General features: G+C 70.9%; 1 protein-coding gene. It reads right to left on the reverse strand.

Annotation, left to right across the window (positions count from 1 at the left end):
* Positions 1-160: 160 nt before the first annotated feature.
* Positions 161-1,564 (reverse strand): NAD-dependent malic enzyme, encoded by a 1,404-nt coding sequence (locus ACFXA3_RS32775; RefSeq protein ID WP_030866625.1) that lies wholly within the window; start codon positions 1,562-1,564, stop codon positions 161-163.
* Positions 1,565-1,858 lie beyond the last annotated feature (294 nt).

The raw sequence follows: 1,858 nt of genomic DNA on the forward strand, positions 1-1,858 counted from the left end.
ACCCGCGCGCCGCCGCGCCCGACCACCCCGCCCCGGGGCGCGGGTGACGCGGGGCGGGCGCCCCCCCCCGCCGCGGCCCCCCCCCCCCCCCCGCGGGGGGGGGCCCCGCCGCGGCCCCGTGCGGGCGCCGCGCCGGACCCCGCTCCGGACGGACCGTGCGTCAGATCGCCGAAGCGGCCTTGCGGACGGCTCCGGCGACCGCGCCGGCCACCTTGTCGTTGAAGACCGACGGGATGATGTAGTTGGCGTTGAGCTCGTCCTCGCCGACGACGTCCGCGAGCGCGGTCGCGGCGGCCAGCATCATGTCCGTGTTCACCGTGCGGGACTGGGCGTCCAGCAGGCCGCGGAAGACACCCGGGAAGACCAGCACGTTGTTGATCTGGTTCGGGAAGTCGGAGCGGCCGGTGGCCACGACGGCGGCGGTCTGACGGGCGACGGCCGGGTCCACCTCGGGGTCCGGGTTCGCGAGCGCGAACACGATCGCGCCTTCCGCCATGGCGGCGACGTCCTCGCCGGAGAGCACGTTGGGGGCCGAGACGCCGATGAAGACGTCGGCGCCGACGACGGCCTCCTTCAGAGTGCCCGTGTAGCCCTCGGGGTTGGTGTTGTCGGCGATCCAGCGCAGCGGGGAGTCGGCGGCGGCGTCGACCAGGTCGGGGCGGCCCGCGTGCACGACACCGTGGATGTCGGCGCTGACGACGTTCTTCACGCCGGCCGCGAGGAGCAGCTTGAGGATGGCCGTACCGGCCGCGCCGGCGCCCGACATGACGACCTTGACGTCGCCAACTGCCTTGCCCACCACGCGAAGTGCGTTGGTGAGGGCGGCGAGGACGACGATGGCGGTGCCGTGCTGGTCGTCGTGGAAGACGGGGATGTCGAGGGCCTCCCGCAGCCGGGCCTCGATCTCGAAGCAGCGCGGTGCGGAGATGTCCTCGAGGTTGATGCCGGCGAAGCCCGGGGCGATGGCCTTGACGATGGCGACGATCTCGTCGGAGTCCTGGGTGTCGAGGCAGATCGGCCAGGCGTCGATGCCGGCGAAGCGCTTGAAGAGGGCGGCCTTGCCCTCCATGACGGGCAGCGCGGCCATCGGGCCGATGTTGCCGAGGCCCAGGACGGCGGAGCCGTCCGTCACGACTGCGACGGAGTTGCGCTTGATGGTGAGGCGGCGCGCGTCCTCGGGGTTCTCGGCGATGGCCATGCACACGCGGGCGACACCCGGGGTGTAGATCATCGAGAGGTCGTCGCGGTTGCGGATGGGGTGCTTGGACGCCATCTCGATCTTGCCGCCGAGGTGCATCAGGAAGGTTCGGTCGGAGACCTTGCCGAGGCTGACGCCTTCGATCCCCCGGAGCTTGCCGACGATCTCGTCGGCGTGCGCGGTGGAGGTCGCGGCGATGGTGACGTCGATGCGGAGCTTCTCGTGGCCGGAGGCGGTCACGTCGAGGCCGGTGACCGACCCACCGGAAGACTCCACGGCGGTGGTGAGCTGGGAGACCGCGGTTCCGCTCGCGGGCACTTCCAGGCGGACCGTCATCGAGTACGAGACGCTGGGCGCCGTTGCCATGGCCGTGTTCCTCTTCTGTCCCTGGTTTTTTGTACGCACAGGGCCCCGCTGCACGCCGGGCGCGGCAGGACCTGTTGTCCGATCGTCCCACCTACCAGCCGGTACAAGGTAACCAGCTACAAATTTCGGAAAGACACTTCCACCATACGAGATAGATCAGGTGTGCGGAAGCGTAGCCCCGTACGAAAAAGGTCCGCGCCCCTCGATACCCGGGCCGATCCCGCCGCAGGCCACGACCGGCACGCCGACACCCGGGTCGGCGAGCAGCTGCTGGAGCAGGACGAAGGTGGTGGC

Origin of the sequence: Streptomyces sp. NPDC059456 (assembly GCF_042750055.1) — a bacterium.
Taxonomy (GTDB): Bacteria; Actinomycetota; Actinomycetes; order Streptomycetales; family Streptomycetaceae; genus Streptomyces.